The organism is Streptomyces sp. SM11, from assembly GCF_002910905.1.
Classification (GTDB): Bacteria; Actinomycetota; Actinomycetes; order Streptomycetales; family Streptomycetaceae; genus Streptomyces.
Genome location: NZ_NEUE01000244.1, coordinates 40,453 through 54,200 on the forward strand (window position 1 = coordinate 40,453; position 13,748 = coordinate 54,200).

Consider the following 13,748-nt stretch of genomic DNA (forward strand, 5'->3'; position numbering starts at 1 on the left):
GAGGTACCGAACGGCCTCTCAGAACGCCGCCTCCGGGAGCTCCATCAAGGAGAGGTCGGCTCCCTCCACGATCAACCGCCGCGGAGGGACCAGCGGCAGGACGATACGGGCGAAGAACTTCGCCGCGGCGACCTTGCCCTGGCAGAAGGGCCGGTCCTTGGCCGAGGCGGCAGGCAACTTCCGCAGTGCCACTTCCGCCTGCCGCTGGAGCAGATACGCCCTGGCGAGCGCGGGTCATCCGCCACCGCTGCTGGTGGACGCCGCGGGGTGCGCCACGCACGTCGACGTGCCGCCGGGCGCTCCGCTCGGGGCCGGCGTCATTCCGTACACCTCGGTCCGTCTGTCGGAGCCCGTCGGAAGCCGGCTCGTGCTCTACACCGACGGATTGTTCAAGACCCGCACGGATGATGTGGACACCCAGCTGGAGCGGCTGCGCGAGACCGTGTCGCGGATGGACCCCGCTCACCTGGGCACTCTGGTGACGTCCGGGGCGGGATCCGGCACCCGCTTCGACGAAGCCGTCATGCTGATGGCCACCAGCCGTTCCGCTTCCAGCGGGGGCGACGTCGTCGTCTGGGAGCTGCCGACCGACGCCACCGCCGCTTCCGCCGCCCGCCGGCTGGTCAGGGAGCAGCTCGACCGGTGGAACCTGGCCGGGCTGGCCGACACCACCGAGCTCGTCGTCAGCGAGCTGGTCGGCAACGCTCTGCGTTACGGAGGCGGCCCCGGTCAGCTGCGGCTGCTGCGACACGACCGGTGACGGTCGAAGTCACCGATACGGGAGCGGACCTCCCGCATATTCAGCCCCCGACCCTCAGCGACGAAGGCGGCCGGGGCCTGCAGCTCATCAACATGCTGTGCCGACGCTGGGGTTCCTGCCGGACGCCCACCGGCAAACTGGTCTGGGCCGAACAGGACGTCACCACCTCTGCTTCCGCCCCCGACTGATCTGGACCAGTCCGCCGGATCGGCCCCGGAGCAGCGATGGCGGCCCACCCCGAAGGAAAGGTGGTCGCGCACGTTTGCCCGGTGCGGACAGAGCTGCTCCGGGTTCTCGAAGATCTCGGTGTCCGAGCCCGTGGACGCCGCCATCAGCAGCAGCGAAGCCCCCTTGGGCACATCCACATCGGACAGGGTCACGGGCCGGTCGGTGACCCGCCGCCAATTCGTGGGTGACCGGCGACGGTCCGCACGTAGCCGGTGAACCGGGTCGCCTTAAGGACGCCGCCCCCGCTGCCGGTGAGCGCCCTGTGCACGATCTCGTGGCTGCCCTCCGCGAACCCGCAGAGGGCCAGATCGCGTCCACCACAACAACAAAGCCGGTCAAAGCGACAAAGTGTCGCTTTGACCGGCTTTATTCGGTCGGTTGACCCTGGTGGCCAAACGACACAATGTCCTGGCCTGAGCTGATGAGCCCCGCCGGAAGTGATCGTTCCCAGTTCGGACAAGATCAGTTCCCAGGAGATCGCCTCTGGTGACCCCTGTGGGTGTCACCAGAGGCGAGCAGGCCGGTAGCATAGGCGGTCGCCCGGCAGGGGCGTGGCCCAGCGCGGATCTAGTCTCGCCGTTTCACTTGGATACGGCCGACCTTGGGGAGGAAACGCGAAAGTGCGTTCCTGACCTGGAACGATGAACCGTGCTGAGGGGCTCTGTCGGTCCACATCAGGCGTTCCTCACCGACATACTCCGGGGATGTATCGGCCCAGCAGCGCCTGGAGGTCCGCCACCGCGAGCATGCCACCGTCGAGGACCACATCCGATGCGGCACGACCACCGGCTTGGCCCGATTCCCCTCCCGCGACTTCGACATCGACACTGTCCGGCTCGAAATCAGCCTCGCGGCAATCGACCTGCCGGCCTGGACCCGTGTCCTGCTGCTCGACGGCGAACTCGCCACTGCCGAGCCGAAGAAACTCCGCTACGGCTGCTGCACGCCGCCGCCCGCCTCACCCACGGCGGTAGACGTCTGCGCATGCGGATACCAGCGACCTGGCCCTGGAGGAACGACCCGGCCACAGCCTTCCACCGCTTCGCCGCCCTGCCCCGACTTGGCGGCTGACCGGCAGCCCCTCATCCACTCACGCCCCGAGAGACCTTGAAGAACCCGGCCACCGCGCCGGGATCCCTCCATGCTCGAACACCGAAAACGCGTCAGCCACCCGACGGTTCCCCTCAGCAACGCCTCATCGCCCCAACCGAAACAGCGAGACTGAGAAGCGCTCACTGACCGCCGCACTGAAGTGCTGCCACCCCCGCGATCGTGCTCTCGACGATGTAGTCGTAGTAGCGTCGGCGCTCGAGCCGTGCGGCCGCACCCCCGTCAAGAAACGGCTGCATGAACTGGTCGAGCATTGGGGCGATGTCGGGGATCTGAGCACCGGCGCGCTCGAACTCCGCCATCAGCGCGTGGTGATCGCGTGGACCATCGTCCTCGTGCATCAGCCTGTCGTCGCCCGTTGAGACGGTCATGAGTGCGTTGTTCAACATGGCCGCATAGGCGAAGCTCGCGTTCTCGGCGAAACCCGCCCCGACCAACTTCGCAATCCCGGCCTGGAGTATCGGAAGCACGGCCGGAAACGCCGGGCCGTGCATGAGCAGCCATTTCGCGGTACCTGGACACGAAGTCACGCGTGGGTAGATGTCCCCCAGCAGAACGCGGAACCACTCCTGCCATGCCAACTCCGAGGGCGGCACCGCCAGCCCTCCTGTGGTGCGCTCGGTGACACGGCGAGCAAGAAGATCCTTACCTCCTACGTGGTGGTACACGACCGGCGGTGTGACATCGAGATGACGCGCCAGATCACGGATGGACCACCCCCACAGGTGAGCCTCGCGTGTGAGTTGAACGGCACCATCGATGACGCGCTCCGGCGTCATGCCCACATGGAACGGGCTCGTCGAGGTCTCTGTCATGTGTGAGCCTCCTCAATCCTTCGTCACCCATTCTCACCGACATCGACACCCCTTGACGGCGAAGTTAGGCATGCCTTACTTTGCTTCTGGCCCATTATTACAGCGTTAACATGGCCGCCCGCTCATCCACTGCCCGCGTAAGGGACACCATGACCGCACATCACCCACCGGGGCCGACCGCCGCACCCGAAGCGGCTCAGAGGGAACCGCAGGTACCCTTGCTGCTCGGCGCGATCTTCCTGGTCTTCCTCGGCCACATGAGTCTCAGTCCGATCATCGCTCCGCTGTCGCGCGAGGTCGGACTCGCCGAATGGCAGGTCGGGGCGACCGTCAGCACAGCGGCACTGGCCGTGGTACTCACCAGCCAGTTCTGGGGCCGACGCTCACAGTCGCTCGGGCGCAAGCCGGTACTCGTCACCGCATTCGCGATCGCCACCGCCGCGATGATCGGGTTCGCGATCGTGGCCTGGCTCGGCATGACGGGAGCGATCGCCGGAACCGCGCTCTTCGTCGCCTTTCTGCTGCTGCGCGGAGTTGTCTTCGGCGGCGCGATCGCCGCGGTGCCGCCGACCGCCCAGGCGTACATCGCCGACATCACAACCGACGAGAAGGCCCGCGTCAAAGGGATGGCCGGTGTCGGATCAGTGCAGGCCATGGCAATGGTCGGCGGTGCACTCGTCGGCGGCGCGCTCTCGACGTTCGGGTTGATCGTGCCGCTGATCGCGATTCCCGTGCTCATGGCAGCCGCGCTGTTTCTGCTCGCCACACGGCTGCGCCCCGAGTCACGACACGAGCTCATCCCCTCCCCGGCACACGTGAGCCCACTCGACTCCCGAGTGTGGCCCTTCCTGGTCGCCGGATTCGGAATGTACACCTCACTGGGCTTCATCCAGGTCATCATGGGATTCCTCATACAAGACCGACTTGACCTGGAATCAGCACTGACCGGCGTCGTCACCGGCGGCACGCTCCTTGCCGCCGGCATCGGCCTCATCCTCGCTCAAGCGATCATCGTCCCGCGCGTGAACTGGACGCCACCGAGGCTGCTGTGTGCCGGGAGCACCACCGCCGTGTTCGGGTTCATCCTGCTGACCCCCGATCTCGGACTGGCACCGCTTGTCGCCGCGAACGTCCTCATCGGGATCGGGCTCGGGATTGCGACGCCCGGGTACACGGCAGGTCCGACCCTGCTGGTGAGGCGCGACGAGCAGGGCGCGCTGGCCGGTCTGGTCAGCGCCACCAACGGGCTCACCTTCGTCGTCGCCCCCATCGTCGGCACGGTGCTGTACGGCATGGCTCCTTCCCTGCCGGCCCTTGTGGGCGCGGTGATCATGGCGGCGGTTGCGCTGTTCACGTTCACCCACCCGAGGTTTCGCAGAGGATTCCGATCCCACCCCGAAGACATGAGACAGGCGCTATGAACGACAGCGAGACACTGCGACGGTTCGAGAAGACCGAACGGGTGAACGACGCTCAGACCGGCGCGGCCGACCTCACTCTGTGGCGCATCACCTCACCGGTCAACCGCGAGATCTATACCGGCATGGCGGTCTCCTTCGTGAGCCTGGTGGCCTGGCTCGCAGCGACGGTGCTGTTCGTGCCGATCACCTACGAACTCATGTCGGGTTCTCGGTCGACGAGCCGGATCTGGACCTTGTTCGGCATCAGCGTGACGCTCGTCGCCCTGGCATTCGTCTGCCGAGTGCTGTCGTTCCGCATCTCTCATCTGGGCGCGTTCCGGCTGGAGCAGATCCTCCGTACAGAGATGGCTTCCCATCTGGCCAAGGTCCCCCTCGGATACGTGGTCAGCGCCGGATCCGGTGCCCTGAAGAAGGTCATCTTCGATGATGTTCGCGCACTCCACGGCTTTGTGGCCGACAGCACTCCGCTGTTCGCGAAGACGTTCGCCGCCCCTGTTCTCGGCACTGTCGTGATGCTGGCCATCGATTGGCGCATGACGTTCGCTGCGCTGTCGGTGTTCCCGATCGCCCTGATCGGCTTGCTCTTCGCCTTCCGAGACTACGGGGAGGCCCGCGAGAGAGTCGATGCCGCCAACGAACGCATCAGCGTCGTCATCAACGAGTACGTCCAAGGCATGAGCGTCGTCCGAGCGTTCGATGATGGCTCGGGATCGTTCGATCGCTACAGAAGCGCCCTCGACGAGTCGACCGACGCGTTGCGGGAGTGGACCAGCAAGACCCAGACGGGTGCCTTCGTCGCGCGGACCTTGTTCGCGGCCCTGCCCTCGGTGCTCGTCGTGCTGCTCTTCGGGTTGCCGATGCACCAGAGCGGCTCCCTCGAGCTGCCGGTTCTGGTGGCCTTCCTCCTGCTGGGGCCGACGGTCAACGCGTCCATCGAGCCCATCATCTGGCTGCAGCACCACCTGATCAGCGCCGACGCCGCGGTCAAGCGGATCGGCCTGTTCCGCCGGGTGAAGCCGATCCCCGAGGTGGAAGCCGGCAGCGCCCCGCGCGACGGCTCTGTCGAGTTCCGCAATGTCACGTTCCGCTACGACGGACGAAACGACGAGGCGCTGTCCGACGTCAGCTTCAGACTGCCCGAAGGCACAGTGACAGCCCTGGTCGGCCCGTCGGGCGCGGGGAAGAGCACGGTGGCGCAACTGATCCCGCGGTTCTGGGACGTCACTTCGGGCAGTGTTCTCGTCGGCGGTGTCGATGTACGTGACATGACCGCAGACCAGCTCATGAGCACGGTCGGGTACGTGTTCCAATCGCCGTTCCTGCTCAACGACACGATTCGCGCCAACATCCGCCTCGGGCGGCCTGATGCCACCGACGCCGACGTCGAAGCTGCTGCCAGAGCGGCCCATATACACGACTTCATCGTGAACCACCTTCCCAACGGCTACGACAGTGTCGTCGGGGAACGCGGCACAACCCTCTCGGGCGGGCAGCGACAGCGCGTCACGATAGCGCGAGCCATCCTCCAGGACCATCCGATCATCGTCCTCGACGAGGCCACAGCCTTCGCCGACCCCGACAATGAGGCCAGGATCCACCGGGCGCTGGCCGAGTTGGCCGTCAACAAGACCGTGATCCTCATCGCGCACCGCCTGTCCACGGTGCGCGATGCCGATCAGATCTTCGTGCTCGACCAGGGCCGCGTCAGCGAGCAGGGAACCCATGACCAGTTGGTCGCCGACTGCGGAGGCTACGCCCGATTGTGGGCGCACTTCACAGATGCCCAGGAGTGGGGGCTTCGGTCGAGCCCCTCCGACCCGGCCGAGGTCGAGCACACGGAGGTCTACCGGTGATCACCACCCTTCAGAGCCTGATCGATGCCTGCGGCACGCGGGCACCGCTGATGAAGCAAGCGCTTGTGATGTCCGTTCTCTCGTCAATGGCCCAGGGCCTGGCCTACGGCCTTCTGATTCCCCTGTTCTTTGCCATGGTGAGTGGCTCGGGCGACGCCTGGGGATGGTTGAGCATGATCGCCGCGCTGGTGCTGGTCGACGCGGGCCTGCGATTCTCCGGCAGCCGCATAGAGTGGCGCATCCACATGGAGGTCGCCGACGAGACGCGCACGCGCCTCGGAGAACAGCTGAAACGGATACCCCTGCAGCAGTTGCTACGACGAGACACCGGCGACCTCAACAACGTGCTCACAGGCAACGTCAACGACGTCGTGTCGGTCGCCGGAGGGCTTTTCGGCATCGTCATCAACAGCATCGTGGCGCCCTTCGCAGCAGCCATCGTCCTGCTCTGCTTCGATTGGCGGCTCGCATTGTGCATGGCGGTGCTCTTCCCTCTTGCCATTCCCCTCTACCGACTCATGAGGAACCGCGCGGCCCACGAGAATCGAGTCTCGGCCGCCGCGTACGCCGACACGTCCTCTCAGCTGATCGAGTACGCCCAGGGGGTGGCCGTGCTGCGGGCGACCCGTCAGGTGGGCGCACAGTCGAAGCGACTGCAGCGCTCCCTGACACGCCTTCGAGAAGCGCAGATGCACAGCACAAGGCTCGGAACCATGCCGTCGATCGCGATGTCGGCCATCGTCCAGATCGGAATCCTCGGCATCACGGCGTTCTCCGTACTACTCGCCTTCGATGAACCCGCCGCGGTGCCCGTGGCGCTGGGCATCATCGTCGCCAGCATCCGGTTCAGTGAACCCCTGGCACAGTTCGCCAGCATGTCGCAGATGTTCGACTTCATGCAGGCGGCCGTTGACCGCATCCAGGCGCTGTCGAGCCTCGAACCACTCCCCGTCCTCGCCGGCGGCGGGCCTCCGACGTCGTCGGAGATCACCTTCGAAGGAGTGACCTTCGCCTACGACCGTGCCGGCGAGCAGGCTCTGACGGATGTGTCGCTGGTGGCGCCACCCCGGAGTCTGACCGCTTTGGTCGGGAGTTCCGGTAGCGGCAAGACGACGATCACTCGACTTCTGACCCGCTTCGCCGATCCGCAGAGCGGGCGCGTAACGGTCGGCGGGACCGACATCAGGACGCTCTCCCAAGAAGCCCTGATGGCGCGGTTCTCGGTCGTGTTCCAGGATGTGTATCTCTTCGATGATTCGATACGGGCCAACATCCGCCTGGCGAAGGCCGATGCCACCGAGCAAGAGATCATCGACGCGGCCATGGCGGCCAACTGTCATGACTTCATCTCAGCGCTGCCGAACGGATACGACACCAAGGTCGGCGAGAGCGGCGGATCACTGTCCGGCGGTGAGCGTCAGCGGATCTCGATCGCGCGGGCGATTCTCAAGGACGCGCCGATCGTGATCCTCGACGAGCCGACGTCCGCGCTCGATACCGAGAGCGAGGTCGCTGTCCAACGCGCCATCGACCGGCTGGTTCGCGACAAGACGGTCGTCGTGATCGCTCATCGTCTGTCGACCATCGCGGCCGCCGATCAGATCCTGCTTCTCAACGAAGGACGAGTCGTGGAGCGCGGTACTCATCTGGACCTGCTCGCACGGAATGGCCGCTACGCCGAGATGTGGAACGCCCAGCTCGCCGACCGTCACTGGCGGATCAGCGCCGCACCATAGGCGCCGGCGTTCGTGGCACCGGTGGCGCATCTGTCAAACGAGCGGCTCTGGCCGGTAGTCGGTGGTGACGCCGGGTAGCTTTCGTGATCACGTTCGCGTGATGGATGTGAACTCCCTTGTAGCGGAGGTGTTGTCGGGGTTGTCGGCGTTGGTCGTGGAGGACGTAATGGACGGCGGACGTGGTGATTGTCACGGCTCGCACCCGGCAAGACGCGGTGCCGTGTCCGGTGCGCGGGACGCCGACGGCGAAGGTGCACGGGTGCCAACGGCCGGATGGTGACGGACGTGCCGGTCGATAGCCGCCCGGTCGTCGTCCGGGTCCGGCGGCTGGTCTGTCCGGTGCTGGGCTGCCGACGGCAGACCTTCCGCGAGCGGATTGCCGGGTTGCTGGAGCGCCATCAGCGCCGCACAGTGCGGCTGGCGGGCCAGATATCGCAGGTGGCACGGGAGTTATGCGGCCGGGCGGCGGCACGCCTGGCCGGCCTGCTGGCCGTGCCCGTTTCCCGCAGCACCGCGCTGCGCCATCTGCGGCGCCTGCCGGTGCCGCAGCAGGCGGTCCCGCAAGTGATCGGCGTGGACGACTTCGCCCTGCGCCGCCGACACCGATACGCCACGATCATCACGGATGCCGAGACCGGCCGACGCGTCGCGGTCCTGCCCGACCGCGAGGCGGCCACCCCCGAGTCCTGGCTGCGGGAGCACGGCAGCGGTGTCGCGGTTTCATGGCCGTTCCAGCGTGGGCGCGAGGGCGGCCAGCAGGTCGACAGCCTCGTGTATGCAGCGGTAGACCGTGGTGATCCCGATGCGGAAGCCCGCGGCAAGGCGGGCTCAGGTGTCGCCGCGGCGCAGGCGGGCCAGGAAGGGCAGAGCCTGCCGGCCGCCGGTCAGGCGACGCCGGCGCGAACCGATCCGAGGGGGGCGGTATCCTGCGGAAGACCGAAGGGGTGCCGCAGAGTGCGGCTGGGCAGATCGATGAGGGCGGACAACCACGCGAAAGCTGCTGGTAGACACGGGTGACCTTGATCGAGAACCCGACTACCAGGAGCTTCCTTCATGCCCTCCGGGGCTGCTGGCTCAACGACCCGTCGGGTTGGACGAGATTCCGTGGGCAGCTCCGGAACCGGTCTGGGCGCCGATACGGTCCGCTTCCAGGCCGGTGAGCAGCACCTCGATGGTGTGGCGGAACATTGCCTCGCGTGGCGTGTCGGACTCCTCCGACCAGCCGTGCAGCCAGGTCAGCAGGGTCGCCCAACCCGCGCCGGCCTCAGGCGGCGGGTCCATCGCCAACAGGGCCGCGGCACGGTCGCCGTAGCCGTGGAGCCTGCGGTCGTCGTCCAGCGCGACCAGTAGGACGGCGGTGTTGAGCAGGACGCCGTAGGCGACCGGGGCCTGCTCACCGAAGCCCGCGTCGGTGAGCAGGCCGATGCCCCTGTCCATGATCGGCAGCGCGGCGGGCACCGTCGCCCCGTCGCGGGCCAGGCGTCGGGCGACACCTGGGTAGCGCGCCAGGAGGGCGCGGCTCGGGAAGAGCAGGTCCCGGAACCAGTCCTGCCAGCTGCGGTCGGCGGGCGGGATGGGCATCGTGGCCACCACGCGCTGGACGACGGCGTCCACGACGGCCTCCCGGTCGCCGACGTGGTAGGCGATGGTATTCGGCCAAGTGCCGAGTTCCTGGGCGAGCTGACGGATGGTCCAGCCGTCGAGACCGTGCTCCCGGGTGAGTTCCAGTGCGCCGTCGACGACCCGCTCAGCGGTGAGTCGGGGCCCCCGTCGCCCCTGGGGGCCGGTTCCTGCGGAGGTCGTCGGATCACCGGGTTTCGCTGCCATGGGCGTTACCGTCTCACACCGTGCCGTGCAGGTCCGGGGCGGGCTGGAGGCGCCACCCATGGGCGCGCAGACGTTGCCGCCAGAAGGCCGCGTACCGTCCGTCGGCAGCGAGCAGCTCCTTATGGGTGCCGCGTTCGTTGATCCGGCCCTCGTGCAGGACGAGGATCTGCTCGGCCCGGATGACGGTGTCGAGCCGGTGCGCCACGACGAAGACCGTGCGCGAGGCCGTGAGGGCGGCGAGCGCGGCGGTGATGGCTGCCTCGTTCTCCGGGTCGACGGCCGCGGTGGCCTCGTCGAGCAGCACGATCGGCGCCTCCTTGAGCAGGGCGCGGGCGATGGACACGCGCTGGCGTTCCCCACCGGACAGGGCGGTGCCGCCCTCGCCGACCTGAGTGTCCCAGCCGTCGGGCAGCCGTGCGAGGATCTCGTCGACGCGAGCCGACCGGGCGACCTCGCCGAGTTCGGCGTCGGTGGCGTCGGGGCGCGCGAGGCGGATGTTGTCGGCGATGCTGCCCTCGAAGAGGTAGACGTCCTGGAAGACGGGCGTGATGAGGCCGGCTCGCTGCTCGGCGGTCAGCCGACGCAGGTCGACGCCGCCGATCCGGATGGCGCCGCCGTCGGGACCGGGGTCGAGGAAGCGGGCGAGCAGCCGCAGCAGTGTGGTCTTCCCCGCGCCGGACGGGCCGACGATCGCGGTGGTGGTGCCGGGCTCGGCGGTGAAGGTGATGTCGCGCAGTACGGGGGGGAGGTCCGGGGCGTGCGCGAAGGTGAGCCCTTCGGCCTCGACGCGATGTCCGTCCAGGGTGGAGGGGGTGGTGGGTTCGGGGAGCGGAGGTGTGGCGAGGACCTCGTTGATCCGGTCCAGGCTGGCCCGCGCCACGCGCAGCTGGGCGCCGTACTCAGCGGTGGCGGTCAGCGGTTCGGCGAACCTGGCCAGCAGGGCCAGCAGGGCGACCAGCTCCGGGGTCCGGCCGGGGTCGTGCAGTGCGAGCGCGGCACCGACGACGATCAGTGCGGTGAACACCAGCTGCACCGTGAGGGCGTTGGCGCCGAGCGCGGGCAGGGTACGGCTCAGCTGGCGCCTGCCCGCCGCGTGCTGGGCCGTCAGGGCGTCGGCGAGCTGAGTGTGGGCGTCCCCGGTGCGCCCCGCGGCCCGCAGTACCGGCTGCAGGCGGGCGTACTCGACGACCCGGTCGGCAGCGTCCGCGGCGCTGTGGTGCAGTTCCTCGTCGACCTCGGCGGCTCGGCGAGCGGCCCAGGCGAACACCGCGAACACGACCGGCACGGCCGCGATCGCACACAGCCCGAGCCGCCAGTCGATGATCAGCATTCCGGCGACGACGGTGAGCGGGGTGACCGCAGCGGAGACCAACGGCTGGAACATGTGCGCGGGCAGGCCCATGATGTCGACCACGCCCTTGCTGGTCAGCTGGCCGACGCGGCCGACCCGGTCCCCGCCGAACCAGCCGATCGGAAGCTTGGCGAGGTGATCGCCGAGCCGGTGGTGAAGCGTGCGCGAGATCAGGTGCCCGAGCCGGAACCCGAGCTGTTGCCCAACGTACGACACGGGCCAGCTGACCAGCACGGTCGCGGCGAGGACGAGGAACCAGCGGGCGGCCGCGGTCACGTCCCCGCGCAGTAGCTCGTTCAGGACCGGCACCAGCAGGACGTACGCGATGCCCTGCAGAACGCTGTGGAGAACGAGCGCGGCGAGGTAGCGCAGGTAGGCGGGGCGGTTGTCGGAGCCGAGGAGGGCTCCCAGGCTGCGGATCACGGCGTCTCTTCCTTGGGCTGGGCGTGGGCGTCGGAGTGGGCGGTGGCCTCGGTACGGGAGTCCGGCGCGGCGGGCACGGTCTGGGCGTGCCACAGCTGTGCGTACCGCCCGTCGGCGGCCAGGAGTTCCTCGTGCGTACCGCGCTCGACGATCCGCCCCGCATCGAGCACGAGGATCTGGTCGGCCGAGGTGACGGTGGACAGACGGTGGGCGATCACCAGCACCGTTCGGCCCGCGGCGAGCCGGGACAGGGCGTCCTGGATGGCCGCCTCCGATTCCGGGTCTGCCCATGAGGTCGCCTCGTCGAGCACCAGCACGGAGGTGTCGGCCAGCAGCGCGCGGGCGATGGTGACCCGCTGCGCCTCGCCGCCGGACAGGTGGGCGTCTTCGCCGTAGACCGTGTCGTAGCCGCGCGGGAGAGCACGGATCACATCGTGGATCCGTGCCGCCCGGGCCGCCTCGACGACCTCGTCCCGGCTGGCGCCGGGGCGGGCGAGGGCGATGTTGTCGTGCAGGCTCAGGCGTGGCAGGCCGACGTCCTGGAGGACGAACCCGACATGCCGGTAGAGTGTTTCGGCGGGAATCCGGCGCAGATCGGTGCCGCCGAGCAGGACCGACCCGCTGTCGGGGTCCGTGAACCGGGGCAGCAGCCCGGCCAGCGTGGACTTGCCCGCGCCGGACGGGCCGACGAGCGCCGTCACCGTACCGGGTTCGAGTACGGCGTCCAGGCCGTTCAGAACGGGCACGCGTCCCTCGTAGGCGAAGGACACCGCGCGGAGCTCGACCCGGTGTCCGGCCGGCTGCCCCGGTGCGGTGGTCTCGGGGAGGGTGGGCGTGTCCAGCAGGGCGGTGATGTTCGACGCCGCGCCCCGGGCCAGTTGCAGGGCGGTCACCGAGTGTTCCAGGTTGAGCAGCGGGCCCGCCAGGCCGATGCCGAGCACGAGGAAGGGCAGCAGGTCGACGGGCTCGGACCAGCCCGCGCCGACGAAGCCGAGTCCGGCGCCCAGGATCACCAGCAGCATGGTCGGCCCCGACACGGCGGCCATGGCGATGGCGAACGGCCGCAGCATGGGCTGGGTCCAGGCGTGGAAGGCGTCGGCGAAGGCGTCGGTCTCACGAAGGAACCGTTCGTGCGCCCGCCGCGCGTGCCCGAATGCCTTGACCACCGCGATCCCGCGCACGAATTCGACGGCTGCGGCGTTGATGCGCCCGAGTGCGGTGACGTAGCCGCCCATCTGCTCCGCGTAGCCACGGCTGATGCGCGCGTAGGCGACGGCGAAGAACAGCAGCGGGGTCAGGCTGATCAGAGCGAGCCTCCAGTCCGCCCAGAAAAGGTACGCCAGTACGGCGAGGGGGGTGACGAGGGCACCGACGAAGTCGTTGGCCGCGTGCGCCACCAGGGTGTGCAGCGCGGACACCTCGTCCTGGACGGTGGTCTTGATCCGGCCGCTGGATCGCTGGCCGAACCAGCCGAGCGGCACCCGGTCCAGCCGGCGTATCACCCGGACCCTGACGTCATGGCTCAGGTCGGTGTCGGCGTAGTGGCTGACCCCGCCCGCCGCGCCGACCAGTGCGAAGCGGAGCAGGAAGGCGACGGCCGCGACGATCACGACCGTCCACACCCGGTCCCGGTCCACGGGCGGGCTGAGTAGCGTCACCGCCAGCTCGCCGATGCAGATGTACGGGACCACGGCGGCCAGCGAACCGAACGCCTGGCAGACCGCGCCCACCGCGATCCGGCCCCGCACCGGTGCGATGAGCCGACGCAGCGCCTCGGCTTTGGTGGCGGAGGCGCGTCCGGCGGCGGGTGCCGGTCCGGCGGTGGTCGGCGGGGGCTCGGTGGGTGGTGCGGTGGATGTGGCGGCCACAGTGTCTCCTCGCGTGCAACATGCTCGTCGTAGTCGTCCGGCCCGTCAGGATCGTCGGGCTTCTCTGCTGGTCGGGCTGGTCCTGCTTCCACGGCCCCGGATCCATCGCCGCTTCGTGGTCGCCCGCGGGTCGACGTACGACAGGGTCGGCGCCCCCGTCCGGCCCTGTCGTACGGCTGTGCGACGACGTGGTCACACGGCCCCATAAGCCGATCCCGGCGCTCCCCCGGGCGCGTCGAACGGCGGAACCGCCCAAGCGGTTACCCGTGGAACGCAAGTAAGGCTAACCTAATTGGACGCCGTCCAATAACTTCAGCCTGGATCGGTGGCATCCATGTCGACAATCTGCCGAACCA

Annotated in this window: 8 protein-coding genes and 4 pseudogenes; 5 read left to right on the plus strand and 7 right to left on the minus strand. The window is 68.4% G+C overall.

What is annotated here, in order from left to right; all coding sequences use genetic code 11:
* Window positions 1-18 precede the first annotated feature (18 nt).
* Complete coding sequence (locus B9S58_RS25800) at window positions 19-177, minus strand: acyl-CoA dehydrogenase C-terminal domain-containing protein (protein ID WP_258045024.1); 159 nt, start codon at window positions 175-177, stop codon at window positions 19-21.
* A gap of 37 nt (window positions 178-214) precedes the next feature.
* Between B9S58_RS25800 and B9S58_RS25805 the strand changes: the two are divergent.
* Window positions 215-948, plus strand: a pseudogene (locus tag B9S58_RS25805) (SpoIIE family protein phosphatase); the annotation flags it as partial.
* Window positions 949-981: 33 nt separating this feature from the next.
* Here the strand turns inward: B9S58_RS25805 and B9S58_RS37325 are convergent.
* Both B9S58_RS37325 and B9S58_RS25810 read right to left on the minus strand, forming a co-directional pair.
* Window positions 982-1,164 (minus strand): annotated as a pseudogene (locus B9S58_RS37325) (cytochrome P450); the annotation flags it as partial.
* Window positions 1,165-2,220: 1,056 nt separating this feature from the next.
* On the minus strand, window positions 2,221-2,913 hold the full coding sequence (locus B9S58_RS25810; RefSeq protein ID WP_103534434.1) for a TetR/AcrR family transcriptional regulator: 693 nt from the start codon (window positions 2,911-2,913) through the stop codon (window positions 2,221-2,223).
* A gap of 218 nt (window positions 2,914-3,131) precedes the next feature.
* Between B9S58_RS25810 and B9S58_RS25815 the strand changes: the two genes are divergently transcribed.
* The 4 genes and pseudogenes from B9S58_RS25815 to B9S58_RS25830 form a co-directional block, all read left to right on the plus strand.
* Window positions 3,132-4,334 carry an MFS transporter gene (locus B9S58_RS25815; RefSeq protein ID WP_219818914.1) on the plus strand — a complete coding sequence of 401 codons (1,203 nt, stop codon included), beginning with the start codon at window positions 3,132-3,134 and terminating at the stop codon, window positions 4,332-4,334.
* Window positions 4,331-6,187: an ABC transporter ATP-binding protein gene (locus tag B9S58_RS25820; RefSeq protein WP_103534436.1), complete on the plus strand. Its 1,857-nt coding sequence runs from the start codon at window positions 4,331-4,333 to the stop codon at window positions 6,185-6,187. Before B9S58_RS25815 ends, B9S58_RS25820 begins: the two co-directional genes overlap by 4 nt.
* Window positions 6,184-7,923, plus strand: a complete 1,740-nt coding sequence (locus tag B9S58_RS25825; protein ID WP_103534437.1) for an ABC transporter ATP-binding protein — start codon at window positions 6,184-6,186, stop codon at window positions 7,921-7,923. The genes B9S58_RS25820 and B9S58_RS25825 overlap by 4 nt, the downstream gene beginning before the upstream one ends.
* Before the next feature lie 127 nt (window positions 7,924-8,050).
* Window positions 8,051-8,730, plus strand: a pseudogene (locus tag B9S58_RS25830) (transposase); the annotation flags it as partial.
* Here the strand turns inward: B9S58_RS25830 and B9S58_RS39400 are convergent.
* The 4 genes and pseudogenes from B9S58_RS39400 to B9S58_RS25845 all read right to left on the minus strand — a co-directional run.
* Window positions 8,656-8,829: pseudogene (locus tag B9S58_RS39400) on the minus strand (transposase family protein); the annotation flags it as partial. The pseudogenes B9S58_RS25830 and B9S58_RS39400 overlap by 75 nt on opposite strands.
* Window positions 8,830-8,997: 168 nt before the next feature.
* Entirely contained in the window at window positions 8,998-9,750 is a 753-nt protein-coding gene (locus tag B9S58_RS25835) for a TetR/AcrR family transcriptional regulator C-terminal domain-containing protein (protein WP_103534438.1), read from the minus strand.
* 13 nt (window positions 9,751-9,763) lie between these two features.
* Window positions 9,764-11,524: an ABC transporter ATP-binding protein gene (locus tag B9S58_RS25840; protein ID WP_103534439.1), complete on the minus strand. Its 1,761-nt coding sequence runs from the start codon at window positions 11,522-11,524 to the stop codon at window positions 9,764-9,766.
* The gene (locus tag B9S58_RS25845) at window positions 11,521-13,392 is read right to left on the minus strand and encodes an ABC transporter ATP-binding protein (protein ID WP_103534440.1); all 1,872 of its coding nucleotides are present in this window, start codon (window positions 13,390-13,392) and stop codon (window positions 11,521-11,523) included. Before B9S58_RS25845 ends, B9S58_RS25840 begins: the two co-directional genes overlap by 4 nt.
* Window positions 13,393-13,748 lie beyond the last annotated feature (356 nt).

Excerpts from the sequence above, each read along its gene's own strand:
- B9S58_RS25810 (WP_103534434.1), bottom strand. The coding sequence starts at position 2,913 with ATGACAGAGACCTCGACGAGCCCGTTCCATGTGGGCATGACGCCGGAG.
- B9S58_RS25820 (WP_103534436.1), top strand. The coding sequence starts at position 4,331 with ATGAACGACAGCGAGACACTGCGACGGTTCGAGAAGACCGAACGGGTG.
- B9S58_RS25835 (WP_103534438.1), bottom strand. The coding sequence starts at position 9,750 with ATGGCAGCGAAACCCGGTGATCCGACGACCTCCGCAGGAACCGGCCCC.